Source organism: Ensifer sp. R-19 (assembly GCF_049905105.1).
Classification (GTDB): domain Bacteria; phylum Pseudomonadota; class Alphaproteobacteria; order Rhizobiales; family Rhizobiaceae; genus Ensifer.
The window spans coordinates 1-26,733 of sequence record NZ_CP184570.1 but is presented as its reverse complement, the minus strand read 5'-3'; the positions used below and the strand labels follow the sequence as shown (position 1 = coordinate 26,733).

Annotated in this window: 21 protein-coding genes; 8 read left to right on the top strand and 13 right to left on the bottom strand. The window is 62.0% G+C overall.

Translation table 11 applies throughout. The annotated features are described in order from the left end of the window. Complete coding sequence (locus ACN9MO_RS19520) at positions 1 to 915, top strand: sugar phosphate isomerase/epimerase family protein (protein ID WP_113133044.1); 915 nt, start codon at positions 1 to 3, stop codon at positions 913 to 915. Positions 916 to 1,272: 357 nt separating this feature from the next. Here ACN9MO_RS19520 and ACN9MO_RS19515 read toward each other — a convergent pair whose 3' ends face one another. From ACN9MO_RS19515 to ACN9MO_RS19495, 5 genes are all read right to left on the bottom strand, one after another. After that, positions 1,273 to 1,995: an aspartate/glutamate racemase family protein gene (locus ACN9MO_RS19515; protein ID WP_058327235.1), complete on the bottom strand. Its 723-nt coding sequence runs from the start codon at positions 1,993 to 1,995 to the stop codon at positions 1,273 to 1,275. Further along, a complete protein-coding gene (locus ACN9MO_RS19510; protein ID WP_058321904.1) occupies positions 1,995 to 2,651 on the bottom strand; it encodes a flavin reductase family protein in 657 nt (218 codons plus the stop codon). Before ACN9MO_RS19510 ends, ACN9MO_RS19515 begins: the two co-directional genes overlap by 1 nt. Positions 2,652 to 3,278: 627 nt before the next feature. Continuing rightward, positions 3,279 to 3,995: a GntR family transcriptional regulator gene (locus tag ACN9MO_RS19505; protein WP_058327236.1), complete on the bottom strand. Its 717-nt coding sequence runs from the start codon at positions 3,993 to 3,995 to the stop codon at positions 3,279 to 3,281. A 155-nt stretch (positions 3,996 to 4,150) separates the two neighbouring features. Continuing rightward, the gene (locus tag ACN9MO_RS19500; RefSeq protein WP_113133043.1) at positions 4,151 to 5,347 is read right to left on the bottom strand and encodes an amidohydrolase; all 1,197 of its coding nucleotides are present in this window, start codon (positions 5,345 to 5,347) and stop codon (positions 4,151 to 4,153) included. A 26-nt stretch (positions 5,348 to 5,373) separates the two neighbouring features. After that, positions 5,374 to 6,750: an amidohydrolase family protein gene (locus tag ACN9MO_RS19495; RefSeq protein ID WP_425988288.1), complete on the bottom strand. Its 1,377-nt coding sequence runs from the start codon at positions 6,748 to 6,750 to the stop codon at positions 5,374 to 5,376. A 165-nt stretch (positions 6,751 to 6,915) separates the two neighbouring features. Between ACN9MO_RS19495 and ACN9MO_RS19490 the strand changes: the two genes are divergently transcribed. From ACN9MO_RS19490 to ACN9MO_RS19465, 6 genes are all read left to right on the top strand, one after another. Further along, positions 6,916 to 8,490: an ABC transporter substrate-binding protein gene (locus ACN9MO_RS19490; RefSeq protein WP_113133041.1), complete on the top strand. Its 1,575-nt coding sequence runs from the start codon at positions 6,916 to 6,918 to the stop codon at positions 8,488 to 8,490. Between the two features lie 162 nt (positions 8,491 to 8,652). Then, the gene (locus tag ACN9MO_RS19485; protein ID WP_057249798.1) at positions 8,653 to 9,618 is read left to right on the top strand and encodes an ABC transporter permease; all 966 of its coding nucleotides are present in this window, start codon (positions 8,653 to 8,655) and stop codon (positions 9,616 to 9,618) included. Then, a complete protein-coding gene (locus ACN9MO_RS19480) occupies positions 9,618 to 10,514 on the top strand; it encodes an ABC transporter permease (RefSeq protein ID WP_113133040.1) in 897 nt (298 codons plus the stop codon). The genes ACN9MO_RS19485 and ACN9MO_RS19480 overlap by 1 nt, the downstream gene beginning before the upstream one ends. Position 10,515: 1 nt before the next feature. Then, a complete protein-coding gene (locus ACN9MO_RS19475; RefSeq protein WP_113133039.1) occupies positions 10,516 to 12,228 on the top strand; it encodes a dipeptide ABC transporter ATP-binding protein in 1,713 nt (570 codons plus the stop codon). Between the two features lie 210 nt (positions 12,229 to 12,438). Further along, a complete protein-coding gene (locus ACN9MO_RS19470) occupies positions 12,439 to 13,635 on the top strand; it encodes a cyanate transporter (protein ID WP_113133038.1) in 1,197 nt (398 codons plus the stop codon). Positions 13,636 to 13,860: 225 nt separating this feature from the next. Beyond that, positions 13,861 to 14,565 (top strand): GntR family transcriptional regulator, encoded by a 705-nt coding sequence (locus ACN9MO_RS19465; protein ID WP_057249807.1) that lies wholly within the window; start codon positions 13,861 to 13,863, stop codon positions 14,563 to 14,565. Positions 14,566 to 14,728: 163 nt separating this feature from the next. On the opposite strand, the gene ACN9MO_RS19460 is transcribed toward ACN9MO_RS19465, so the two are convergent. Together ACN9MO_RS19460 and ACN9MO_RS19455 are read right to left on the bottom strand one after the other, a co-directional pair. After that, positions 14,729 to 16,126, bottom strand: coding sequence for an amidohydrolase family protein (locus ACN9MO_RS19460; protein WP_197423438.1), 1,398 nt, complete (start codon positions 16,124 to 16,126; stop codon positions 14,729 to 14,731). Positions 16,127 to 16,385: 259 nt separating this feature from the next. Continuing rightward, positions 16,386 to 17,087, bottom strand: a complete 702-nt coding sequence (locus tag ACN9MO_RS19455; RefSeq protein ID WP_255571522.1) for a LysR family transcriptional regulator — start codon at positions 17,085 to 17,087, stop codon at positions 16,386 to 16,388. Positions 17,088 to 17,600: 513 nt separating this feature from the next. On the opposite strand from ACN9MO_RS19455, the gene ACN9MO_RS19450 reads away from it, so the two are divergent. Beyond that, a complete protein-coding gene (locus tag ACN9MO_RS19450) occupies positions 17,601 to 18,908 on the top strand; it encodes an MFS transporter (protein WP_113133037.1) in 1,308 nt (435 codons plus the stop codon). Positions 18,909 to 18,956: 48 nt separating this feature from the next. On the opposite strand, the gene ACN9MO_RS19445 is transcribed toward ACN9MO_RS19450, so the two are convergent. From ACN9MO_RS19445 to ACN9MO_RS19420, 6 genes are all read right to left on the bottom strand, one after another. Then, on the bottom strand, positions 18,957 to 19,661 hold the full coding sequence (locus ACN9MO_RS19445) for a gamma-glutamyl-gamma-aminobutyrate hydrolase family protein (RefSeq protein ID WP_113133036.1): 705 nt from the start codon (positions 19,659 to 19,661) through the stop codon (positions 18,957 to 18,959). 325 nt (positions 19,662 to 19,986) lie between these two features. Continuing rightward, positions 19,987 to 21,093 (bottom strand): aminotransferase class I/II-fold pyridoxal phosphate-dependent enzyme, encoded by a 1,107-nt coding sequence (locus ACN9MO_RS19440; protein ID WP_309140471.1) that lies wholly within the window; start codon positions 21,091 to 21,093, stop codon positions 19,987 to 19,989. Continuing rightward, positions 21,090 to 22,766: a serine hydrolase domain-containing protein gene (locus tag ACN9MO_RS19435; RefSeq protein ID WP_113133034.1), complete on the bottom strand. Its 1,677-nt coding sequence runs from the start codon at positions 22,764 to 22,766 to the stop codon at positions 21,090 to 21,092. The genes ACN9MO_RS19440 and ACN9MO_RS19435 overlap by 4 nt, the downstream gene beginning before the upstream one ends. A 54-nt stretch (positions 22,767 to 22,820) precedes the next feature. After that, complete coding sequence (locus tag ACN9MO_RS19430; protein WP_113133033.1) at positions 22,821 to 23,693, bottom strand: ABC transporter permease; 873 nt, start codon at positions 23,691 to 23,693, stop codon at positions 22,821 to 22,823. Next, positions 23,690 to 24,727, bottom strand: a complete 1,038-nt coding sequence (locus ACN9MO_RS19425; RefSeq protein ID WP_245296089.1) for an ABC transporter permease — start codon at positions 24,725 to 24,727, stop codon at positions 23,690 to 23,692. The genes ACN9MO_RS19430 and ACN9MO_RS19425 overlap by 4 nt, the downstream gene beginning before the upstream one ends. A gap of 77 nt (positions 24,728 to 24,804) precedes the next feature. After that, positions 24,805 to 26,733, bottom strand: a complete 1,929-nt coding sequence (locus ACN9MO_RS19420) for an ABC transporter substrate-binding protein (protein WP_113737333.1) — start codon at positions 26,731 to 26,733, stop codon at positions 24,805 to 24,807.

Genomic DNA, 26,733 nt, shown 5'->3' with positions numbered 1-26,733 from the left:
ATGAACGACATCATAGCCGCCGTGGGATTCTGCAATCGAACGGGCAAGGGCGATCTTTCGAGCCTTGACGCCTCCTTGCGCGAAATTGCCGAGACCGGAGCCGACGCCTGCGAGATCGGAATCTATGGCGAAGAGATCGTCAGTGGCGGCCGCATCATCGAAGACCGTGTCCAGCGCGTCGCCGAGATGACGAAGAAGTACACCTTCAAGAAGCTATCGCTGCACGGCCAGATCGTTTCCAACTTCATGGACCGCCAGCACCACCATCTGCAAAAGAAGGTCGTGAGGGCGATGCTCGAGCTGTGCGACCGGCTTGGTGCGGGGATCCTCGTCCATCACTCCGGCGCAGCACAGCTTGCCCCCGGAGAGAATGCCGCTGATCTCGACAGGATGGAACGCGACGCACTCGCGGAGATGGCGCAGATCGCAAAAGGATACGGGGTCCGCATCGCACTCGAAAACATTTTCACGACGGAAAGCGGCCAGTATCGACAGACACCGAGCCAGGTCGCCGAAACCGTGCGAGCGATCGGCTCGAACAACGTCGTCGCGCTCATCGATTTCTCGCATGCCTATATCGAGGCCACGCATCGCGGGCTTGATTTCCGTGACGAGCTGAGGGCAATGGCGCCGGTGACGGGCCACCTCCATGTTCACGACAGTTTCGGCCTGCCCTATTCCATGAACCGCTTCTATCATCCGGCCGAAGCGACCGCGCTCGGCATCGGCGATCTGCATCTGCCGATCGGCTGGGGCGACATTGCCTGGGATGACATCTTCTCCGAACTGACCTTCCTTCCGGATACGACGCTGATCATGGAAATCGGCGCCGAGCGGTTTGCCGATCAGCAACCTGCGTGCCTGGAACGGGCAAGGGGTCTCGCCGCAGCGGTCGGACTTCGATCCGCTGCGTAATGTTTCCGGTTGCCCCGCCGCATGTGTGGTGGGGCAACCGGATCGCACCCGCTCAAAGCGCACATTCCGGCCGCTCGCCTCCTCGATGATCTCTATGCGCTTATGGAACGCCTCGGCGTGCGCTCACTCGACGAGATTCGCGGGTGCGCCCGCGCAGAGGCAGCACCTGAGACTTGAGCCGCAGGATGGTTGAGCTTCGTGCACTCTGCATGAAACCGGCCTCCCACAGCGCGTTGCCGTATCACCGCAAAAATCCGACCTTCGACATCCCTGATCTCGGCGCACGTATCCCTGTTCGCGCGGTCAGTGCCGACGCCAATCCATCGGCCGCGCGTTTTTCTAATGCGGCCGAATGGCTCAGCGGGCGGCCGCGACATCACCCGACTTGTCGAGGGGATAGGCGTAGGCACCTGCCTTTGAGGTCCGAAAGCCGCCACTCGCCAATGCTTCGGCGAGCTTGACGGCCGCCACCACGCCATCGATGACGGGTACTCCAGCTTCGCGGGAGAGCCAATCGCACAGCTGCGCCATGCCGGCACAGCCAAGGACGATGGCGTCTACGCCATCCTCGCGTATCGCCGCGCGCGCTTCGCCGAGGAGTTTGGTACGCGCACTTTCCGGGTCGGCTTCCAGAGCTAGAACAGGCAGGTCGACCGAGCGCACGCGCCGGCAGCGCGCGGCAGCACCATATTGCTTGACGAGATCCTCGATCACCGGCACCGACCTCGGCAAGGTGGTGATCACCGCAAAGCGGGTTGCCACCGTCATTGCCACCTGTACCGCCGCCTGGCAGATACCGATGACCGGGCCAGTTGCCACTTCGCGCGCAGCCGCAAGGCCGGGATCATCGAAACAGGCGATCACATGTGCCGACGCACCCCGCTTCTCCGCAGCACGGATCGCCGCCAGCATCGCCGGGACGGCCATCGCCTCGTCCGCGTAGCCTTCGATCGAGACGGGCGTACCGATTGCGGTCTCCGCATCGATCACAGAGCCTTCCGATCGCACAGCTTCGGCGGCCCGTGCGATCTGATCGGTCATTGATGCGGTCGAGTTCGGATTGATGACATGTATGCGGATCATCGGGCGGCCCTCTCCGGCCTTGGGTTCACTTGCGCGAGCTCCAGAGGCAGCAGTTCCTCCGGCTTTTTAAGTTCGAATTGCCGATCTGAGGTGATGTAATTGTCGGCATGCAGCCGCGCGATCGGCTGATAGGTCTCGGGGTTCGCATAACGCCCCGCAGGATCGAGGCACCGGTCCTGGATATGCATGTGCACGACCCTGCCGATGACCAGCACGCGCTTGTGATAGTCGAGGATCTGCTCGACCCTGCATTCAAAGCTGCAGGGACTTTCGCCAATACGGGCGGCGTCGATCTGGTTGCACGGTATCGGCGTCAGGCCCGCGAAATCGAGTTCATCGACCTCCGAGGCGAAATTGACGCCACAGACGATCATCGCATCGGCGAGCGCCATGTCGACCATGTTGACGACGAACTCGCCGGTTCGGCGGATGTTCGTGACCGTGTCCTTCTCGTCGCCATTGCCACGGTTCTGGATCCCGAGCACCACCAACGGCGGTTCATGGGAGAACACGTTGAAGAAGCTCATGGGCGCTGCGTTGTTGTGTCCGGCTGGCGATCGCGTGCCAACGAGCGCGATGGGGCGCGGACCGATGAAGTTGGTCAGCAGTCGATAGCGATCCGGAGGCGGTAGCGTGGTGAAATCTATGTTCAAGTCCGGATCTCCTGCTTGCCTGTTGATAAATTCAGCAAAGAACCCCGACGCCCGGCACGACGACAATCGGGGCGGCAGCGCTCACGCCCGCCGTTGACTACATTGGGGAATGGCGTCGGTGAACGGCAAAGGGCGGCCAAAAGCACTGATCGCTCGAGCGCGCAGACACGGCCGACACCGACATACATCCTTCGGTGGGAACTATAGATTCTCAGGAAAGCATCGCCGGCCCGCCGGTCGGCAACGGGTACGATGCGCATGCTGCCCTCCCCGACAGTGCCAATCCCGAAGATCAAGCTATATTGCATCCATTATAACGTCAATATCGTACACATTAATTGCATACAATAATGAGAAATATTAGAGAGATGGACCCTTCTCCAGCAAGGCAAGTAACTCGCCGCGGAAAGCTGGCAGGCATATATGGAAAAGAAATCATGATCTTGCGGAGATCAAGTGGCAGATGAAGCGCGTAGAGGCGGAACCACGCCACTCCCGCGCGCGGCAGATGTGGACGAGCTTTCCTTGATTGTGCGCTCGGATCAATTGCATACAAAACGCGCGAGTACGCATTCCCGAACGTGAGCTTCCCATAGGTCAAGCCGAGTGCCAGAAGGCGCCCGCGGCTTAAAGACCCTCTTCCTTGGCGTAGGCAGCAAGGAGATCCGGCAAGCCGTCCTCAACGTTGCTTTTCAGCAAGGCTCGGGCAGTGATGGCGCCGATGTGATGGCCCATTAGCTCGCATGCCCTTTCGCGATCGTCCCGCGCAAGGGCCGCGATCAGGGCGCGGTGCTCGGATACGGCGCAATCGGAAGAATGGGGGCGCCCATAGAGCGACAGGATCATCGACGAACGCGAAACGAGTTCCGTAACATACCGCAATAGGATCGTGTTCTCAGTCAGTCTTGCAAGCAGGACGTGAAACTCACCGGCGAGTTGAATCGAGGTCGATGGATTGCTGACCCTTGCCTTGTCCTCGGCATCGACATGCGCTTCAAGCTCCTTGATCTTCTGCGCAGTCAGCTTGCCGATCAGGCTATCGACCACCAATGTCTCCAGGGCTTGCCGCACGGCAAAGATATCGTGTCCATCCTCGAGGCTGGGATGGCTGACACAGGCACCCTTGTTCGGGCGCAATTCGATCAGTCCCTCGCCGTTCAGCCGGGCCAGCGCCTGGCGCACGATCGTGCGGCTAACACCGAGCCGCTCGCCGATCGAATCCTCCGGCAGCTTGGTTCCCGCAGCGAAGGCCTGGTCTAGGATCGCGCGCTTCAGGATACGATAGACCACGTCCGACTTTGGAACCGAGGATTTTGCATTGCTGGCGCTGGGTTTGGGCGTCATCATGAAGAACCTGAAAAGTGGCGGGGCGTGCGGTCGAAAGAGTCTGCCGAGAGATGGACCGCAAACAACTATCATCCCCCAATCGGAACGGCAAAGGCGCGGCCGACCCCTTCGGCCGACCGTTCCTGCGATTGCCTGTCGACGTCTACAAAGCGTCACTCGATGGCCGGCAGGTCACCTGCCAGTTCGCCGCCGTCCACGACGACGCGGCCGCGCCGGATAACGGTGCGCTTGCGCGGGGTTAGCGCGACCGCTTCCGCCAACGTGCGCGCCGGCACCAGCACCAGATCGCCGAAACAACCTTCGGAGAGACCATAATCGCCGAGCCCGATGCCTTCTGCACCACCGAACGTGCAGACGCGGGCCGCATATTCGAGATCGACATCATTGGCCATGCCGTTGCGCTGCGCCAGATACTTCGCCCGCTCCAGCATGTCGCCATTTCCATAAGGCTCCCAGGTGCCTTGAATACCGTCGGAACCGGAGGCGACGGTGAGACCGCTCGCGCGCATCAATCTTAATGGCAATGCGGGCGCCGATGGACTTCCCACAGTCATAACCGCGATACGCTCGGCTGCCAGCCGTTCGATCAGCCCAGCCTGTCGTGAGGCATCGAGCATCCCCAGGCAGTAGGCATGGCTTACCATGACCCGCCCCTGTAGAGACAAGGCGCGTGTGCGTTCGATGATGAGTTCAAGGCAAAATGCACCGAGGTCGCCCGGTTCGTGCAGATGGATGTCGATCGGTTTTGCGTGACGATCCGCAAGGGCGAAGATCGCATCGAGGTGACGCACCGGATCGCGCTCGATGGAAGCAGGGTCGATACCGCCGACGATGTCGGCGCCGGCGCTGAGAGCCGCGTCCATCAACTCGAGCGTGCCCGCGCGCGGCAGCATACCACTCTGCGGGAAAGCCACGATTTGCACATCGACCAGATCACGCATTGCCTCGCGCGTTTCGAGGACACCTTCGATATTGGCAATGCCGATCTCGGTATCGACGTCGACGTGGCTGCGAATGCTCAAAACGCCGTAGGCAAGCGTCTGCATGATCTGACGGGCCGACTGCCGGCGCGCATTGATGCCAAGTTCGCGCTTGGCGTTGCGGTCGGCCAGGATCCGGTCATTGCGGGTCGGGCCAACCCGGTTTTCGAACCAGTCCATGCCGATAAGTGTCTTGTCGAGATGGGTATGAGCCTCGACAAGACCCGGCATGGCGACATGTCCGGCCGCATCGATCTCGACCGCGGCCCGGGCGCTATCGGCTGTCACGAACCGGCCGTCACGGATGAAAAGGTCTTCGAGCGGGCCGCCGAAGGGACGGGCATTGCGGATGAGTAGGTCTGCAGTCACCTTGATATCCTCGTTTGTCCCAATGCTTAACGACGCTCGCTTAGTCCGGCACGAGCCATCGCGAGATCAAAGGCGCGCAAGGCGCGATCCAGGATCGCGTCTTCGTCCTGACCAACAAGGCGCCTCCCGCGCATCAGCACCCGTCCACCGACGATGGTCGTGTCCACGTCGGCCCCGTTGGCGAAGCGCGCAAGGCGTTGCACCGGATCGTGCGGCGGCCAGAGATGGGGCTGACGCATGTTTACGAGGAGGATATCGGCGCGCTTGCCGGCCTCGAGCGAACCGAGTTCATGCTCCATCATCAGCGCGCGCGCGCCCTCGATCGTCGCCATCTCAAGCAGCTGCAGCGGCGGCAACACGGCATCGTCCGCGAAATGGCGCGCGTGGTAACGGTGCGCCTGGAACAGATTGCGAAACATGTCGAAAGGCCTATCGGGTGCCGCGGCATCGGTGCCGAGGGAAACCGTGACGCCGTCCGCCATCAGTTCCGGCGCCGGGCAGCGACCGTAAACCGACATCAATGCACTGGGATTGTGTGCGACCTTGGCACCGGTTCGTTTCAGGACTGCGCGGTCGCCCTCGGTCAGGTCTATGCAATGGGCAAGCAGCGATCGCTCGTCAAACAGGCCGAGGCGCACGTCGTTGGCGGCGATGGACCCGTCGCGGTGTCCATCCTGTACCAGGAGGCATTCTCTTTCCCGCGCACGATCTCGGACCTTGCATGCAATTCTGTATACCGTTTCATCGCGCAGTTCCTGCTCATCGAATACCGGCAGGGAAAAGACGACCTGTAGCCGCTCGTCACGTCCCGCCCAAGCATCGACCAACTCCGTGGCCACGTCGATTTGCCGGTCCGGGTCGACGACGATGTCGCTGTGGGCCGTCGGCGTATACTGGCGATACACATGATCCTGTCCTGGACGGTTCGGCCCCACTGCCAGAACCTCCCGCACGCCCATGGCGGCAACCGAGGCGAGGTGCGCTTCGGCCGCCTCCGGCGCCTCGCTGCGCATGATATCCGGGCCGCCGCCCAACAGCAGCGCCGCGGTCGTCGTACCGCATTTGATCCTCTCGGCGGCCGACAGCGCCGCCTCCGCCGCCCAGAATTCAGCATCTGTCGCGGTTGCGTAGATACGGCCGGTCACGGACATCCAATCCTCGGCTTCACTGCCCAGCCCCTTGGTCAGCATATGTCCGGCATGGGCGTGCGTGTCGATCAATCCGGGCATCGCGACCATGCCGGCCGCGTCGATACGCTCCGCATGCGTTTTTCCGACAAGGCTTCCGTCACCGATGGCGGCGATGCTTCCATTCTCAACCAGGATATGGCCGCGATCGAGAACCCGCCGTCCCGGATCCATCGTGATGATCGTGGCATTTTCAATCAGTAGTGCGTTCGTCATGGACGTTTCCCTCTCCGGCTGCCGGGTTTGGCGTTCTTTTTTGACAAAGCGCTGCCAAATCGACTTTCGCCATCTTGATATTGTTTGCATCAGATGTACACTATTTTTGGGAACATTCGTATCCAATAGCAAAGACAATATGTATACGTTAAACGGGAGAAACCAGTGAAAACCTCTATAAAGACCCTTCTGACGGGACTCGCCCTTCTGGCGCCGCTGTCTGCGCCCGCATTTGCCGAAACGCTGCGGTGGGCCTCATCCGGCGATGTCATTTCCTACGACCCGAACGCTCAGGTCGACAGTTTCACCCAGAGCGTTCACCACATGGTTTTCGATCCTCTGGTGCGCCGCAACAAGGATCTGAAGCTGGAGCCGGCGCTTGCCACGTCCTGGGAAGTCGTCGAGCCGACGCGCTGGCGCTTCAAGCTACGCCAAGGCGTGAAGTTTCATGAGGGCCAGCCCTTCAACGCCGACGACGTGGTGGCAACGATCCAGCGCCAGATCGATCCCGGCGCGCGCAACCGCGAAAACCTCTCCACCGTTGTCGGTGTCGAGAAGGTGGACGAGTATACCGTCGACCTCATCCTGCGCGCACCTTACCCGCTGCTCCTCAACGATCTTGCCGCCATCTACATCATGAGCAAGCCCTGGATGGAGGAGCACGACGCACTGAAGCCGGGCAATGCTTCGACCGGCGTCGTCACCTATGCCAGCAACCATGCCAACGGCACGGGCGCGTTCAAGCTGAAGGCCTACGAGCCGGACTCGCGCTCGGTCTTCGAAGTGAACAAGGAGTGGTGGGACAAGCCGCAGCATAATCTGGACGAGGTAGAATTCCGTCCGATTGCCTCCGACGCGACCCGCGTCGCGGCCTTGCTGTCAGGTGAGGTCGACATGATTGCGCCGGTTCCGCTGCAGGACGTCGACCGCATTGCGGCCACCGACGGTCTGAAGGTCGTCGAAAACCCGTCGCTGCGTACCATATTCTTCGTCTTCAGCTACCGGCCGGAACTGCATGCAACTCCAGGCCAACCCAATCCGCTGCGCGATGTGCGCGTGCGCCAGGCACTGTGGCACGCGATCGACACCAACACGATCCAGAAGCGCCTGATGCGCGGCAAGTCCCGCACGGCCGGCATGCTCGTCGCACCGGCAGTGACCGGCTACGACGAGGACATCGATGTACCGCTGCCTTACGACGTCGCCAAGGCCAAGGCGCTGCTGGCGGAAGCCGGCTATCCGGACGGCTTCAAGACCGGCCTCGCCTGCCCGAACGACCGCTATATCGCTGACGAACAGATCTGCCTTGCCGTTGCCTCCATGTGGGCGCAGATCGGCGTCCAGGCCAATGTGAGCGTCGAGAGCAAGACGACCTATTTCCCACGGACCGACAAGGGCGAGTTCGATGTCTATCTTCTCGGCTGGGCTTCGTTGCCGCCGATGGACGGTTTCAGCCCGCTGCAAGCGCTGCTCGCCACCAATGACGGCACCTTCGGCGGCAGCAACGCCGATGGGCTCTCCAATCCCGAGATCGACAAGCTCGCCTATGCTGCGTCGACGGAACTCGACGAAACCAAGCGCGTCGAGGATCTGAAGCAGGCGTTCCGCATCACCCATGACCAGGTCCTCTACCTGCCGCTGCATCAGCAGCCGGTCGCATGGGCGATGAGCAGCAAGGTCGACATGCCGCAGTTCCCGGACGAATATGTCCGTCCGTGGTTCGCGCAGATCAAGAAGTAATCGGGACTCTCCCAAGGCCAGTCCCGGCAAGCGAAAGCAAGCCGGGACTGGACCGCAAACCGGGTCAACCCCTCCAGAACCGGCGACGGCACGGAGGATGCGGGAGCGCATAAGCCCGGCGGCCGCCCTTAGGGCAAGATCGCTCCCCGTAAGGACTATCCGATGATCAGACTTCTTTCAGTCAGGCTGCTTCAGGCCATCCTCGTGATGGTCGCGGTGACGGCCATCGCCTTCGTCATGTTCCGTTTCGTCGGCGATCCAGTCGCCTCAATGGTTCGCGAGGGTGCAACCCAGGCGGAAAAGGACGCAGTGCGCGTCGCGCTCGGTCTCGACAAGCCGGTCTTGGCTCAATTCGTCAAATTTGTGGGTCAGGTTCTGACCGGCGACCTCGGCACGAGCTATCGCTACCAGCAGCCCGTGACGACCCTGTTGCTCAGCCGCCTTCCCGCCACGCTGGAACTGGTGATCGTTGCCACCGTGCTGGCACTGTCGCTCGGCATTCCGCTCGGGGTGCTCTGCGCGCTGAAGCCGCACGCCTTTTTCTCTCGGCTGACCCAGTCAGCGACGCTTGTCGGCATTTCCATGCCCACCTTCGTCACAGGCCTGCTGCTGATCCTGGTTTTCGCAGTGAACCTGCGATGGTTGCCATCCTCCGGACGCGGAGATCTCGTCGATATCGGATTCTGGCAGACCGGCTTTCTCTCGCTCTCGGGCCTGAAGTCGCTGATCCTGCCCTCGATCACGCTGGCATTGTTCCAGCTCACGCTGATCATGCGGCTGGTGCGCTCGGAAATGATCGACGTCTTGTCGTCGGACTACATCCGCTTCGCCTTCGCACGCGGCCTGCCGCGGACCTACATCTATGGACGGCTCGCGCTGCGCAACGCATTGATGCCGGTCGTCACCGTCACGGGCCTGCAGATCGGGCAACTCATCGCATTCGCGATCGTCACCGAGACGGTGTTCCAATGGCCGGGCATGGGCCTGCTGTTCACGAACGCCGTCGGCTATCCCGACGTGCCGGTGCTGGCCGCCTACCTTCTCTTCGTGGGCTTCCTGTTCGTCATGATCAACATGATCGTCGACATTCTCTACACCTTCATCGATCCGCGCCTGAGGACACGATAATGGCTACGCAATCCCTGATGCGCCGACTTCCGCCGGTTTCCGTTGTCATCGCCAGCCTGGTGCTCGTCGTCATGCTGGTCCTCGTCATCTTCGCGCCGCTGATCGCACCGATGGACCCGCGCGACGTCGCCTCCTATTCGCTGATGGACATGGAAATTCCGCCAGCCTTCATGGAGGGCGGCGATTCCCGCTTCCTGCTCGGCACCGACAACCAGGGCCGCGACCTTGTCTCGGTCATCCTGTTCGGCTTGAGGATCTCCGTCGTCATCGGCCTCGGCGCAGTGGTCTTTGCGGCCGTGCTCGGCGTCGTGCTCGGCCTCGTCGCCGGCTTCTTCGGCGGCGTGGTCGATAGCATCGTGATGCGGATCGCCGATATCTTTGTCAGCTTCCCGACCATCCTCGTCGCACTGCTCATCAGCGGCATTGCCCGCGCCCAGCTCAGCGCCGAGATGATGCTCGCCTGGGCGCCGCTGGTGCTGATCTTCTCCATCGCCATCAACGAATGGGTGCAATACGCGCGAACCGTACGCGCCTCGACCATGGTGGAGATCGCGCGAGACTATGTGCGCGCCGCCAAGGTCATCGGCCTGCCATCCACCCGCATCATGGGCCGACACATCCTGCCGAACATCTTGAGCTCGGTGATGGTCATCGCCACCATCAACCTCGCCGGCGCGATCCTGACGGAGGCAACACTCTCCTTCCTCGGCGCAGGCATGCCGCCGACCTATCCTTCGCTCGGCACACTGATCCGCATCGGCAACCAGTTCCTGTTCTCCGGTCTCTGGTGGATCGCAGTGATGCCGGCGACAGTGCTGGTCATCCTCGTGCTGGCCGTCAACGTGATTGGCGACTATCTGCGCGACCACTTCAACCCGAAACTGATGGCTCGATGAGATGACCGAAACAACGCGCCCCGTCCTCGATATCCGCAATCTCCGTGTCGAGTATCCGCTGGCCAACGGCGACACGCTTGTCGCCGTCAAGGACATCGATCTCACGATCCGGCCCGGAGAAATCCACGCTCTCGTCGGCGAATCCGGCGCCGGCAAGACCACCGTCGGCAATGCGCTGATGGGTCTCTTGCAGGCCCCCGGCAAGATCGCCGCCGGTTCGATCGTCATTGCCGGCAAGGAGATCAACCTGCGCACCGGCCGCACCGAAGGCATCGTGCCCGGGCGCGACGTCGGCGCGATCTTCCAGGATCCGATGACGAGCCTCAACCCGCTCTTCACGGTGGAAAGCCAGCTGTGCGAAGGCATGCTCACGCATCTGAAGCTCTCCTCAAGGGAGGCGAAGGCCCGCGCACTGGAGTTGATGAAGGCCGTCGGCATCCCGGAGCCCGAGCGTCGGCTCGGCAGCTATCCGCACCAGCTTTCCGGCGGACAGCGCCAGCGGGTGGTCATCGCCACAGCACTCGCCTGCAATCCGCAGCTTATCGTGGCCGACGAGCCGACGACAGCACTCGACGTCTCGGTGCAGGCGCAGATCCTCAAGCTCATCCGGGATCTTGCCGACCAGCGGGGCGTCGGCGTGCTGCTCGTCACCCACAATATGGGCGTCGTCGCCGAGATTGCCGACCGCGTCACCATCATGCAGAACGGTGCGGTCGTGGAAAGCGGCCCGACGCGCGAGGTGTTGACGGCACCCAAGGCGCCCTATGCCCGCACACTGATCGCGGCCGTGCCGCCCATCGATACGCGGCTCGAGCGTCTGCCCGTGCCGAGCGAAGAAACGAAGGTAACGCTTGACGCGCGCGCCACGGTGCGCCGCAAGAGTGCGAAGAGCGAGACCGGCAGTCGCGACGAGGTGGTGCTCTCGGTGCGCGACCTTGCCGTGGAATACGGCGGCCGCGGATTGCTTCGCAAGACATCGGTCTTCAAGGCCGTCAAGGGCGTGTCCTTCGATGTCCGGCGCGGCGAGATTTTCGGCCTCGTCGGCGAATCCGGCTGCGGCAAGACCACCGTTGCCAACACCATCGCTGGTCTTGTCACCCAGAGCGCAGGCTCCATCGATTTCGAGGGCACGGCGCTTGGCGGCCGACGTGAAAAATCGATCCGCCAGTCCCTGCAGATGGTGTTCCAGGATCCCTATTCTGCGCTCAATCCGCGCCTGCGGATCAACGCCGCCATTGCGGAACCGATCCTGTTCTACAAACTGGCCTCGAATGCGGATGAAGCCAGGCGGGACGCAAAGACATTGCTCGAAGCGGTCGGCCTTCCCGCCGATGCCGGCGCACGCTTCGCGCACGCCTTCTCCGGCGGCCAGCGCCAGCGCATCGCCATTGCCCGCGCTCTGGGTCCGCGCCCGTCGCTGCTCATTTGCGACGAGCCGACCTCAGCGCTGGACGTCTCGGTGCAGGCACAGCTTCTCAACCTCCTGAAAGATCTGCGTGATCTCGCCGGGCTCTCCATGCTGTTCATCAGCCACGACCTCGCGGTGATCCGCCAGATGTGCGACCGCGTCGCCGTGATGAAGGCTGGAGAGATCGTCGAGCTTGCCGATACCGAAACCCTCTTCACCGCGCCCAAACACGAATATACCCGCGAGCTTCTCCGCCTTGCCCCCTCGGTCGAGCGCATCATGGGGCGGGAACTGGCTTCGGCGTAAGCGTGGATCGCAAGGCCTTTGCCGCCTTTCCGCGCCGGCCAAACCCCAACGCCATTGGGGACCTGTCGCCGACATCCTTTTTGGCCCGCCACTGTCCCGGCTTGCGCTGGTGACCTTGGGGGGCCTCCCATCGCGAATGACTGACGCGCCACCGCACAAGTGCCTCTTCGGGCCACAAACAAGAAGAAGACGTAAAGGAAATACCCGATCATGCCCAAATCAACCCAGCCCACGACGGGCCGCCAATGGATGCTGCTCATTCTCGTCGTGCTGGTCGCCGTCAATCTGCGGCCATTTCTCACCGCTCCGGGGCCCGTGCTGTCCGAGATCGTCGCCGATACCGGCATGGGATATGGCAGCCTGGCCCTGCTGACATTGTTGCCGATGATGCTCATGGGGGTCGGTGCCTTCGTATCCCCGTCGCTGCAGGCCTTGATCGGCACGCGGCGCGGCATTCTCATCGCTCTCGTTGTGCTGGCGGCCGGTTCCCTGCTTCGGCTCGTCGCACCGGGCGGCATAGCGTTGGTGATGACGGCCGCCCTTTGCGGCGCCGGCGTCGCCTTTATCCAGGCGGCTTTCCCGGGGATCATCAAGGCGGAGTTTCCGCGCAGCATACCCGTGGTCACCGGCCTCTATTCCGCCGTCCTGATGGGCGGCGGGGCTTTGGGCGCGCGGCTGACGCCATTCCTCGTCAGCGCCGGTTACGGCTGGCGTCCGGCTCTTGCCTGGCTTGCGGCACCGGCGCTTGTTGCTCTCGGTGCCGCGTGGCTGATCCTGTCGGATTCGCGCAGCGATCGCCCGGACAAGGCGCTCACCGGCCGGCTGCTCCGCCGGCCCCGGACCTGGACGCTCATTCTCGCCTTCGGCCTGGTCAACGCCGGCTACTCTTCGGCCGTCGCCTGGCTCGCCTCCTATTACCAGTCTCTCGGCTGGAGCAGCGGAGCCAGCGGCAATCTCGTAGCGCTGATGGCGATCTGTCAGGCGGCTGCCGCCCTCGCCCTGCCGGTCTTGGCCCGCCGCAGCATCGATCGCCGTGCGTTCCTGCGCCTGACGCTGGCGATGCAGGCGATCGGTTTTGCCGGTCTTGCGTTCCTGCCCCAGGCGGTGCCCGCGATCTGGGTCGGCCTGTGCGGTGCCGGCCTCGGCAGCAGCTTCTCGCTGGCGATCGTCACCGCCCTCGATCATCTGCCGCGGCCGGAAGAAGCCGGCGTGCTGGTAGCATTGATGCAGGGCGGCGGCTTCCTGATCGCGTCACTCGGCCCCTTCGCCACGGCATTTCTGCACGACATCAGCGGCAGCTTCGCCCCTGGATGGACGTTGCATTTCGTCGGCGTCGTCGGCGTTTTCTTCCTCTATACGCGCTTCAACCCGTCACGCTACGCACAAGCCATGGAGTCACCGATCTGAGCGAAATATTGCTCTCTCGAAGGGTTTCGACCCTTGGCCCGCCTCGTGCGGGCTGATCAGCATCTTGCTAGCGAACTCGGCCAGAACATAAGAGGCATCACCTGGCGACAGGCCTTTTCGTTCTGCGGCCACCGCTGTTGCCTCGGGTCGATGCCAAATCACTAGACATCTCGCCGTTTTGTATGCAATTCGAGGAGACAATTGCTACGGCTTGGAGTGACCAGTATGGCAAAGAAAGAGAGCGAAGGCGGCGGCGGCCGCGCTCAGGCCGTTCATCGCGTCCTGAAACGCGCAATCCTTGATCAGGCGCTGTCTCCAGGATCGAAGCTGCCGGAAGATTCAATCGGCGAAAGGTTGGGTGTCAGCCGGACCCTGGTGCGCGAGGCGCTGGTTCGCCTCAGCGAGGAAGGGCTAGTGGAGTTGCGGCCGAACAGGGGCGCCGTGGTCGCGCGGCCGACCCTTGAGGAAGGGCGCAATCTGTTCCTGACCCGAATGGCGCTGGAACGGCTGGTGGTCGAGACGCTTTCGGGAAAGTTGACGAGCGAGCAAATCGGCATTCTCTCGTCTCATATCGCTGCCGAGGAAGCGGCAAAGAAGGAGCGTGCTCCGTCGATCCGTCTGGCGGGCGAATTCCATACACTCCTTGCACAGATGACGAACAACGCCAGCCTCATCCGCTACGTGAACGAACTGGTCGCCCGCAGTTCCCTGATCCTTGCACTCTATGGCCGACCGCATTCTTCGGAATGCGCCGTATCGGAGCACCAGGAGCTTCTGGACAAATTGATTGCCGGCAAAACCGACGAGGCGGCAGCCCTCATGGCGCATCACCTCGATTCGGTGACGACCCGGGCTTTGCTTCCGACCGACGGAGACAGAAACATCAAGGAAGTGCTGTCCGCCTACGCTGTCGCGGAAGGCCTTGCCTAGGCGTAACGCGGCACTCCCGGAAGGTAACCGGGAGCCTAGTGCGACAGTCGGGGCGGGAGCCATTTCTTGGACACCCGCGCTACCAACCTTGTAACACTTCGACGTTCGGCACGAGGCAGACTGCCGGCTCGTGATGACGAACGTCGGTGCAGTTCAAGCTCTATCAGGCTTCGCCGACCCCACCCGACACGAGACGCCCCTTGTGGAAGGTCGCAGTCCTGGCGGGCATCCGGGCCACCGCCTCTGCCGAGCAGCTCGCTCCGACGAGCGTGAACGAGGCCTCATCGCCGGCATTTGGCCAAGCGCGTTTGCCCTTGTCGTCGAGGGGCAGAATGCCACCGGTGGCGATAGACATGGACCGGGACAGACGGAATTCGTCCGAACCACGATAAAGCTGCGCGTAGAGATATGCCTTTTCCAGCATGTCTCCGCTGCCGAATGGCGACCAGTGGTCGATGACGCTGTCGGTTCCGGTCATGACGAAGACCCCCTTCTGGGCGAGCTGCGGCAAGGGCATCATCAGTCCACCGATCGGCACCGTCGAGGCAATCGAGATCTTCTGTTCCGCCAGGCGCGACGCCGTCTCCTCCAGCACCTCCGGAGCAAGTGTCGTCAGTGCGAAGGCGTGGCTGATCGTGACTTTGCCGCGCAGAGCGGGATTCTTCTCCACCGTATCGATCATGTAGTTGACCGCCGCCACGCCGGCGGGGCTCGTTTCATGCAGATGAATGTCCACACCCTTGCCGGTATCCAGCGCGATCTGGAACATGGCGTCGAGTGACTTTTCCATGGCGCCGTCGACATTCGTCGGATCCAGGCCGCCGACATACTGAACGCCCATCTGCATGGCTTCACGCATCAGGCCATCAACCTTGGAGTGAAGCAGGCCGTGCTGGGGGAAGGCGACGATTTCGCACACGAAATCATCACGATGGTTTTCCAACGCCTGCTGCAGGTGCTCCAGGCTTTTGAGACCGCTGACCGGGTCGATGTTGCAATGGCTGCGAGCGACCGTGCTTCCCTTGGACTGCAGCAGCGCGATCAGGCCCTCGGCGCGCTCGCGCGAGGTCGGCAGCAACTGAGGAAGCAGCTTCTCCTCGAGCGCGATCATATCCATGATGGTTTTGCCCTGACGCGGGCGCGGCGCCTGCCATGGGCCACCATAAAACGTCTTATCGAGATGGATGTGCATATCGCGCATCGACGGCAGCAACAGTTGGCCGTGCGCCTGATAGCGCAGCACACCTTCGGGCAGGTTCGCATTTTCCGCGTGCAAGGCGACGATCGCGCCGTCCTTGATCTCCAACGCGTAGAGCGCAGTCCGTGTGGCGACGACGACATCGCCGTCATACTCGAACCCCTCCTCCAATCGCACGCCGGTCAGGATGTAGTGGCGATCCGCGAGCGTCTTGGTGTTCGTCTCGCCAGCGCTCTCACCCGCGCTGGCCGATGCCTCGCGAACCGCTCCGCCAGACAACCCGGCGACAGCGCACGCCGTGGTCAGCGCCCCGGTCCGGCTGAGAAAGGTTCTGCGGCTTTGCCGTAGCATCTGTTCCAACATTGTTGCGTTGCCTCATCATGGATTGGGTTAGGGCCGCCAATCTACCGAACGGCGCCACCGCATGGCAGCGACATTTACCAATGCTGGCTATTCGATTTGCCAATGCAAGCGGGCGACCACGCAGCGATCGTGAATAACAAAGGGGTGGACGCCTCCCCTCTGTCGCTACCTCCGCAGGTCACAGTACTCGATGAGGCGTTCCGCCAGCGCCAGTGCTGCGGGGCTAGCATCGTCGCGGTAAAACAGCGCCAGTTCAAAGTCATCGACGGATGGCAGACGCTCGGCAGCGCCCAGCACGCGGTGGGAAGGCAGACGGCAGCTCGCAGGCAAGAGACTGACGCCAGCGGATGCCGAGAGTATCGAGCGCCTGACATAATTCGTCGCGGTAGAGGCCGTTCAGCGGGAACACAGCCAAAGGCACCGGCACCTGTTCGATCGCCGGGCGCACGAGGCTGTCCAGCCACAGCAACGGTTCCGGCCTTGCCGCGCGCGGCTGTTGCTTGCGGCGCTGCTTGACGAGAATAAGGTCGAGCTCCCCGTCCCGATAGGCGAGTTGCAGATCGGCGCTGAGACCGCTCGTCACGTCCAGCCGCAGGTGCGGATGCTGGCTATTGAAAGCCGCCAGCAGATCGGCCGTCGGCACCATGAAATCCTCGGGCATTCCCAAGCGCAGCACGCCGTCGCGCCATGGGCCCGCCAAGGCGTCATGCGCCTCTTCGTTCAGCGCGATGATGCGACGCGCATAGCTCAGCAACTTGACCCCTTCCTCCGTCAGTTGCACCTGATGTGACGAGCGTTCGAAAAGCGCCTTCCCGAGCATTTCCTCCAGTCGGCGAATTTGCTGGCTGACTGTCGATTGGGAAAGGTTCACCCGCTCGGCTGCGCGGGTGAAGCTGTTGCTTTCGCAAATGGCCACAAAGCTCAGCAACAGCTGGGGATTGAACATGGGATAGCGGTTCATTCGTCCCCCGAAATGTGCTGGAGCCGATTGCGGCGAGGATGACGGCGGATCGCCGCACCATGCGATCACCAGGCGGTCCAGATCACGCGTCAAACCAAGATTGAATGCGTTGCATTTATTATCTTGTATACAATCTGCATGCAAAGGGAAAAGTACAGGCTTCGCTGCGGAACGATGGCCAGCCTCCATCCGAACCTACCCTAGAAGCCCTGGAGCGCGCCAGGTATGCGCCCGACGAGTTCATGAAGGATCGTCGCGTTTGGAACGGAAAATCGGTTCCTGCATCTCGCACCCCGGTCCATTCGCTAACGCAATGGTTTCCATCGGTTTTCTTAATTTCCGAACAGCCGAATACATCCCTATAGGCGAGGCCATGTCGCGCGCTCCGGTCGCGAATTGCCCAATGCGGCAGCGGCGAACATCGCATTGGCACCCCAGACGCCGCAACGAGCAGCTGCCTCTCGAAAGGCGGCTAGCCCGAGGGCGAACAGCCGCCTGGAAAGGTGCAATGTGATGACGCAAGAACTGGACAGCGCAGCCCGTTCCGACACGATCCCAGGCGAGCGCGCCTCCACATGCGCGCTTCGCGTCGGTTTCCTGGCCAGGATCGCGTCATCTCTTCTCCTTTATCCAGGGTATCGAAGGCTCTGGATATCCAACCTTTTCTTTTTCGGGGGCCTCTGGACGCAGACGCTCGTGCTCGGCTGGCTGGTGTTTGAGACCACCCGCTCGGAGTTTTCCGTCGCCCTCTTCACAGCGGCAAGGCTGGGACCGATGATGCTTGGTCCCCTCGCGGGCGTGATCTCGGACCGCTTCGACCGGCCCCGGCTGCTTTTGGCTGCGTCCGGCTGGGCCTTTGCCGTCCTCAGCGTGATTGCGCTTCTCGTAGCACTGGACAAAATATCCTTCTGGGGCCTGGTCTTTGGGGGCTTCTGCATTGGCCTGGCGCAATCCCCATCCCAGCCGGCACGTTTCGCGCTGGTCGCCGATCTCGTCGATCGCGAGAAGCTCAGCAACGCGAATGCTCTGAACTCGCTTGTCCTGAGCTTGACGCAGATGATCGGGCCGGCGCTCGGAGGAACGATGATCCTAGCATTCGGCGCTGCATCGGCGCTCGCCATCTCCGCCTGCTGGTATCTCATTTCGTTCGTTGCGCTCTGGCCGATGAGGAACCTGAAGAGCAGCCGGCAACCAGATCGAGAAGAAAGCTTCGCGAGCCTTGTCGCGGCAGGCTTTCGCACCATCTCCGGGAACGTCCTCCTCCGGTCTGTCCTGGCCGTCACGTTCCTGGCCAATATTCTGTTGTGGCCGATCTACCAGGGCTTCATGCCGGTAATCGCCAAGGAACATCTGGGCCTGACGCCTCAGGGGCTCGGCCTGTTACTAACATGCGCCGGTACCGGCAGCCTGGCCGGGGCTCTTGTCATCGCCAGTCTCGGAGACTTCCGCTACAAGGGCGGCCTTTTCCTGATTGGCACGGCGATCTGGGGAGCCCTATGGGCGACCTTCGCCTTGTCGTCCTCGGTGCCCCTATCGTTTGTTCTCATGGGGCTCATCGGACTGTCGGCGTCACCGTTCGGCATCCTGCAGACCACGCTCATGCTCATGATGACCGAACCGCACGTGCAGGGACGCGTGATGGGCATCCAGGAATTGACCATCGGCGTGATGCCGGTTTCGAGCCTGCTGCTCGGCTCGGCGGCAGAAATCATCGGCATTGCCAATGTGGCGCTGATCAGCGGGACGCTGTTGGCCATTTCACTTGCGATCTTGGCTCTGCGTGTTCCGGAACTGCTACGCTACAGCGGCCACAATAACTGAGCGCGCCAATAGAAGCCTACCCTCGCGATGCAGTGTCGTTTTGCCCTCTTAACGGGATGAGCGGCTTGCAGCTTCCACAAACGCGTCAAATACGCGAGCGCCCGGATGGCTTTCGGCGTCCAGCAATTCCGGGTGCCATTGCAGCCCCATGGCAAAAGACTGCGAGCCGATCTCGATCGCTTCGACGACTCCATCGGATGCTCGGGCCGTGACGGTCACGGCGCCGGATACCTCCACAATCGCCTCTCGATGAAACGTGTTCACAGCGAATGTGTCGGCGCCGAAGATTTCAGCCATTCTGGTGCCGGCGACGACGCGAACGTCATGCGACACATTTGCCTGGTCATGATTGAGGGCTTCCGGCCACGACGAATGGACATCCGAGACCATCCGGCAGCCGTTGAGACACCCAAGCATTTGCATGCCATTGCAGATGCCAAGCACAGGTTTTTCGCGCGCGAGGAACCCTTCCATCAACGCCATATCGACGGCAAGACGATCAGATGGCGGATACTGGGATTGGTCTCCATCGACGTACCAGTCTTTCGGAAAGTTGATACGGCCACCGACGCTCAGGAACCCGTCAAACTCCTCGACGACCTGGTCAACCAGATCAGGAATGTACGGGATGCCGAAGGCAAAAGCGCCGGCGCGGCGGATCGCAGAGAAGTAATTCTTCGAGGTATCATAGCGTCCGCCACCTGAACTGGTGTTCTCATCCATGATCACGGCGATCTTCGGCATGCGGTCCATTGGTTCATCCCAGTTTCCAGAAATTCTACGTCTATTTATCCCGTCCGGATCGCGCGGGCAGTCGTTTTCATATCGACACCACGTCTATTTTCGAACAAGACCCCCTGGCCGCTCCACCGGCTAGGCTCGAGGATCAGCGCGCGGGCGATGCCGATGCGCTGGCGCTGGCCGCCGGAGAACTCATGCGGATAGCGCCCCGCCTAATATTTCAATTACTTATGTATTCACCCCTCACGTACAGACGTCCGCGCTCCGTCGACGCCCGGTCGGTAGACGGCCGAGCTCTCGCCGAACCCATCATCGGCCGCGGCGCTGCCTCTCAGGTTTAAAGAAGCTCGGCCATCGACTGTAGGAGCCGGTCGATCTGGTGAGGCGTGTGCTCGGAAAACACCGCAAGCCGCATGGTCGAGACGTCTGACGCATCGGAATAGCCGCCGGGCTGCTGCACCCTGACGATGATGTCGCGCTCCGCAAGACGATCGCGCAATTGCTCGAGGTCGGTGACGCCCTTGATGGTGACGATCGGCACTGGCGTGTCAACGACTTCGAAACCCAGTGCCCGCAGCCCGCTGCGCATATGCTTGACGTTGCGGATGAGATTGGCACGCTTTTCCGGCGTCGTTTGCAGAACCCGCAACGATGCGGCGGCGGCGGCCGCAAGACCCGGAGGCGCCGGCGAGGCACCACGCATGATCATGGCATTGCCCGCGATCTTCGCGGCAAGACCCGCATCCCCAGGGACGATGCCGCCAAGCGCACCGAATGCCTTGCTCATCGTACCGGCAAGATAGTTGCCCTCGCCTTCGAGCCCCGCATGTTGCAGCGATCCGCGGCCGGTCTCGCCAAGGACGCCAACGCCGTGGGAATCGTCGATGCAGAGCAATGCGCCATCATAGGAGGCCATCGCTTGCCGGAAATCTGCAAGCGGCGCCAACTTGCCCGAGGACGGAAAAACGCCATCCGTCAGCACCGCCGGCCGCTCGCCCGGTTTCACATGCTGCGACAATTGCGCGGCCAGATCGTCCGGGTCGGCATGGCGAAATTCATGGATCCGCTTGCCGAGCGTCGGGATTGCGTCGCGGGTGCTGTAGTGCGTCGCCGAATCCATCAGGATCACGTCGAAATCGTCGCGCAAGCCCTGCAGCAGCACCATCGGGCTGGTGTAGCCGGAGATCATGTAGACGACCTCTTCCGTGCCGAACCAGTCACGCAGCCGCTCCTGCAGGTCGGCATAGACCTGCATATGGGCGAGCGTTCCAGGCCCCATGCCGTACTGTCTGGTCGCATCGCAGGCCGCCTCTATCACCTCCGGGTGGCCGTGCAGGCAGAAGTAGGACGTGCCGCAATAGTAGTCGACCTCGCGCCCGCCGATGAACATGCGGGCACCCAAGGGTGACTCCATCTTGATCGGAGCGGCCATGGTCCGGGTCACGCCGCTTCCGCCTGGGATGGGCTGCGCCGCTCCAGGAACATCGGCCCGACGCGGATGCCGCGCTTGCCGTTGTCGTCGACGGCGTCGAGCTCGAGGATCTCGTCTTCGTAAAGCCGTCCATGCATGCGGAAGCGGCCTTCCTCGACCGGCTCGCAAGTGTGGGTGCAGAAATATTCAATCAGGCACTTCAGCCCGCCATGGCTGTAGGTCAGGTAGGTGATGTTGAAATCCGGTCCGTATTCGCCGAGATGCGGCGCGATCCCGTCGGGAACGGTCTCATCATCAGGTGCCTCGATGCGTGTCCAACTCGCATCCTTCCAGATGAGCTTGCCGGCTTCGGGGAAGGAGAGGTTCATGTGGGCGTAGTCCGCGCCGCGGCCGTAGATACGGCCGTCGATGACGAAATCGTTGCCGGCGATCGGGCGGATCTGGTGCGGCACGCCCTCGCCCATCAGATAGATCTTGCCGTCCTTGGATTTGACCTCGACGATCTCCTGCGTGGCGTCGTCGCGATAATAGCCTGGCAGGGTCTTGAACTGCGCTTCGGAGATCTCCGGAGGACGCTGCACGCGCTCCGGCATCTTGCCCATCTTGCGCTCTGCAAGGACGATGCGCACGCCGTCCACCCCAAGCCGCGAGGCGATCTGGTTGGCGAAATCAAGGGTAGCGAAGATCAGCACCCCGACGCCGGCGGCAGGCAGAAGCATCATCTGTGAGGCGTAGCCGTAGACGGCACCACCGTGGCCGACGGAGGTCCAGCCATCGACGTCGCCGGAACCAAAGCACAGGCCATAGCCGTTGAGCGTCCTGTCGTGGCCGGCCGGACGCTTGCCGAACGGCGTCCACATCTCGCGCAGCGAGGCTGGCGAGATGATGGAATTGCCCTCTGCGTCGAAGCCGCCACGCAGCAGGCACTGCGCGTAACGCGCCATGTCACCGGTGGTGGAGAAGATGTTGCCGGCCGGAGATCCGCCGAGGCTGAAGACCGGGGCCGGAGTGTCGCCGTCGAGCGTCCACATGTCGGCAGGCGCGAGCCGCTCGCGAATGCCGGGCGCCATGCCGCAGGAGGAGTTGTCCATGCCGAGCGGCTTCAGGATATTGGCGGCGACATAGTCGGAATAGCTCTGGCCGGTCACCGTCTCGATCACCCGGCCGACGACCGCGATGCCGGCGTTGGAATAGTGCATCACCCCAAGGCTCGGATCTTGCTTCAGGATCGAGCTCGCGAGCTCGTTAACGGTATCTTCGAGCGGCGGCCGGGTGGCGTCGAGATAGTGGCCGCTCTTCGGCTCGCGCACGAGACCGGCCGTATGGGTCATCAGCTTGCGCAGGCTGATGACCGAACCGTGTGGCCCGCCTTCAGCGCCGGCGAACGGATTTATCGGCTTGAACCCCGGCAGATAGGTCGAGACGTCGATATCGATATCGACCAGGCCCTTTTCAACCAACTGCATGATTGCCAGCGAGGTGAAGGTCTTGGTGATCGAGCCGATGCGGAAGCAGGTGTCCTTGCCCATGTCGAAATGGCGGTCATGGCGCTGGACATGGCCCTCGGCGAGCACGCCATCTCGATCAACGAGGGCGTAGGAGATCGACGGGATCGCCTTGTCCTCGACCTCGTATCGGATCAGATCCTCGAAAAGCTCGATGGCAGCAGCAGACAGAGAGGACATGGAAAATGCTCCTTTGATCTTAAAGGGATTGGGGGACCTTAAAGGCATTGGGTCTCAATGGGCGTGACGGGGGTCGAGCATGTCGCGCAGCGCATCGCCGACCAGGTTCCACGACAGCACGAAAAGGAAGACGGCAGCGCCGGGGAAGGCCAGCGTGTACCAGAACTGGAAGGGGTTGCCGGGCTGGCCGACGATCCAGTTGCGCGAATAGGCGATGAACTGCCCCCAGTCGGCGTAGCCTTCTTCGGTACCGACACCGAGGAAGCTGAGCGCCGAGGCCGACAGCACCATAGAGCCGGTCGCCATCGTCGCCAGAACCAGCACCGGGAACATGGCGTTGGGCAGGATATGCAGCACGATCAGCCTGAGATCGCTGGCGCCGTAACTGCGGGCGGCATGGATATAGTCCATCTCGCGGATCCTCAGGATCTCGCTTCGCACGATGCGGGCATAACTCATCCAGCCGAACGTCGTCAGCGCAATGGTGATCGGCACGATGCCCTTGCCGAGCAGCGCCGTCAGCACCATGGCAGCAATCAGGAAGGGCACGGCCATGAACACGTCGACGATGCGCATCAGCACTTCCTCGACGACCGCGCCGTAATAGGCGGCGACTGCACCGACGACCGTGCCGATCAGCACCGAGATCGCGACGACCCCGAGCCCGATCTTGAATGCCGTGCGCGTGCCCCAAACTACACCGTAGAAGATGTCGTACTGGCCCTGCGTGGTGCCGAAAACGGCCTCCGGCGACGGTGGCTGCGGCGTTGCCAGGAAGCCGGCGCGCGGCGTGTCGTAGGGGGAAAGCTGGAAGCTTTGCGGCGGCGCCAGGACCGGCGCGAAAACGGCGATCAGCACGAAGGCGGTGAGGATCACGACGCCGAACAGGGACACCGGATTTCGTGCGAGGTAACGAAGAAACTTCATTGCGTCTTCACCCTCGGATCGAGCAACGGATAGATGAGGTCGACGATCAGGTTCATCAGCACCAGGACAACCGCAAAATAGAGGCCGAAGCCGAGAACGGCAGGAAAATCGAGATTGGCGGCGGTCTTGGCGGCGAACTGGCCGAGTCCGGCATAATCGAAGATGGTCTCGGTGATGACGACGCCACCCATCATTACGGCCAGTTCCATGCCGGCGATGGTCGCAAGCGGCAGAAGTGCGTTGCGCCTGGCGTGATGCAATTCGACGACGCGGCGCGGCAGACCCTTGGCACGGGCGGTGCGCACATAATCCTGTCGCAGCGTTTCCAGCATCGAGGTGCGCATCACCCGCGTCATGCTGGCGACGTTGACATAGGTCAGCGTGATGACGGGTGCTGCGAGGTGGCGAAGCGCATCGGCGAAGATCGCCAGATTGCCGTTCAGCAATGCGTCGACGGTGTTGGCGCCGGTGTAGCGGACGAAGTCGCTGGAGCTGACCACGGTCTGGGCCCATTGGCTGAGCCGGCCGGGTGGGAACCAGTCAAGCGCCGAATAGAAGATCAACAGCATCAACAGGCCGAAGACGTAAACCGGGAAAGACCAGCCGAGAATCGTGAAGATGCGGATGACGTGGTCCGGCCAGCGGTTGAGATAGATGCCGGCGCGCGAACCGAGGAAGACGGCGAGCAGCAGGCAGGGAACGAAGGCGAGCACCACCAGTTCCAGTGTTGCCGGAAACAGCGACATCAGCGCCGTCGACACCGGCTGACGGGCGGTTTCCGACCAGCCGAGATTGCCGCTGAGCACACCGCCGATCCAGCGGCCATACTGGATGTAGGTGGGATCATTGAGCCCATACTGCTCGATCATCCTGCGGATGCTCTCCTGACCACCCTTGAGATAATCGGGCGACGGCGCATAGGCCGCCAGTCTCTGGGTCGGCGAAAGCGACATCTGCAGCGCGAAGATCATCAACGACAGTGCGAAGAGGACGATCGGCAGCATCATCAGTCGTCTGAGTGCATAGTTCAGCACGGTTCATACGTTCCGATTTCAGGGAGAATGAAACAGGTGCGCGTCGGGCGGTTTACCGCCCGACGCGCACTCGCCAATCAGTAGTTGGCCTTGGTGACCGGGTAGAAGTCCCAGGCGCCGTAGAGGATCATGTTGTCGACATAGCCATCGATATTGCTGCGGGTGACGACGTAGCCGAAGTCCTCCCAGAGGAACTGGGTGGTGGCGTAATCGTACGACATTTCCTGCAGCTTGGCGTAGATCGGCTCGCGCACGGCGGGATCGACCGAGGCCCAGGCTTCGTCGAGCAGCGGCTTGAATTTCTCGGCCATCAGGTCGCGGTAACCTTGGCCGACCATGCCGCCGACGAGGCCCGTGGGCGAGAGATAGTAGCTGGCAGCGCCGAGCGGACCGCCCGGATCGGAATAGTCCGGACCCCAGCCCATTACGGTCAAGGGTGCTGCCGGCTTTTCGCGGTTGTTGAGCTTGTCCGAAACGGATGCCCATGGCAGCGCCTGGATCTGCATCTTGAACTTCGGATTGATGCGCGAAAGGCCCTGCTGCAAGGCCGAGAGCGCTGCGGTCAGCTGCGGGTAGCCTTCGGTCACATAGGCCGTGAAGGTAAAGCCGGTATCCCAGAGCTTGCCGCCGAACGCCTTCTTAAAGTGTTCCTCGGCCTTGGCGGGATCGTAGCTGTAAACAGGCGAGTCCGGGCGATAGCCCATGATGCCGCGCACTGTCGGCCCGCGCGACTGCACCGTCTTGCCGAGCAGCACCTGGTTCAGCAGCGCATCGTAGTTCTGGGCGTAGTTGAAGCCCTTGCGCACGTCGATGTCTGCGAAGAAGTCCGGCGGGATGCCGGCACCGTCCAGTTTGCCACTGCCGATAGCCGGGTTGTCGTTGTCATCGAGTGGCCAGGCGAAGAAGATGCCGCGCGAGAACACTTTCTGCAGGCCGTCGATGACTTTGACGCCCTCGGTCTTGCTGAGCTCGTCGATGAACTCGACGGGGGCCGTGACGAAATCGGCGTCGCCGGACAGCAGTTGCAGACGCCGCGTCGTCCATTCCGGCACCGTGCGCATGACCACGCGCTCGAGCTTGGCCGGCCCCATGAAATAATTGTCGAAGCGCTTCAGGGTGATGCGCCGGTCGGTGCGATCCCATTCCTCGAGCATGAAGGGGCCGGTGCCGTTTTCTTCGGCGAACAGCGGATTGGCGCCGAGTTCCGGACGGTAATGAGCCTTCCAGGTGTCGCCAGAGCCATCCCAGCCGCCGACGGAAGCGACCCATTCCTTGTCGAGAACCGAGGTGCCGAAAGGCAGCGCGATCACGCCAAGCGTTGCCGGAAACGACTTTGGCAGCTTGAGCGTGACGTTGTCGCCATCGACGACGATCTGCGACGCGAGTTGATCATAGACCTTGCGTAAAACCTCGGGGCTGGCGTCGTTGATGGATTTGACCTCACCTTCGGTCTCTACCCACTTGGCGATGTCGGTGTATTTGCCAGCGGTGATCACCTCGGTGATCGCGTTCGACATCCACGACTGCCCCTGAAGGATGGCGCGCAGCAGCGAATAGCGCACGTCCTCTGGCGTAATCTGGCCGTAACCCGGCTCGATCGTCGCCTTTTGCGCGTCCGTCAGCTTGTCGTAATATTCCCAGGTGACTTTGCCGTCGGCGCCCTTGATGCCGACCTTGTGGGTGAAAACGCCCTTGCGGATCGGAAAGGTGTAGCTGACGGAGCCGTCAGTGCCTTGCTTGATGAGGCCGTTCTCCAGCGACGGCACCTCCGTCGAGAGCGACGGCACGAACTCGGAAATCTTCGAGCCGTTGAAGTTCAACAGGCGGCTGTAGATATTGAGCGAGCCGTAGGAGCTCGGCGTGTTGGCAATATAGGCTGGGTCGAACGACTGTATGTCGTCGGTCCACATGAAGACGAAAGTGCCGGGGTTTTTGGTCTCGGCCATAGCGGGCGCAGCCGCGATGCCGAGCCCCAGGCAGAGGGCCAGGGCTAAGGTGCGTTTCAT